Genomic DNA, 238 nt, shown 5'->3' with positions numbered 1-238 from the left:
CCTTGATATCCTGTTAGCATAGGATGATTTACATGCAATAATTCAGGTAACACATCTAAAAATAGTTGTTGGCGATTCCCTATGGCCTGCCGGGTTCGCTCTAGGCGCACTGTATTTAATCCTAAAAAACGCTGTTTAAGGCGTTTAAGTTGTTTGCGATCTATGGCGTCATCTGGGTTGAGTTTCGAGACTTCATACTTCTGTGTTTAACGGTTGAGATCTGCCCGTTGAGTAGGTC

At 42.9% G+C, this 238-nt stretch carries 1 protein-coding gene; it reads right to left on the bottom strand.

Annotated elements, in window-relative coordinates:
- A partial coding sequence (locus tag Q4563_RS22485; protein WP_303606126.1) for a hypothetical protein occupies positions 1-164 on the bottom strand: 164 nt, incomplete at its 3' end.
- Positions 165-238 lie beyond the last annotated feature (74 nt).

It is taken from the genome of Gilvimarinus sp. 1_MG-2023 (assembly GCF_030548285.1).
Note: the sequence above shows the minus strand (reverse complement) of the source record. Positions and strands in the feature narration are given on the sequence as shown.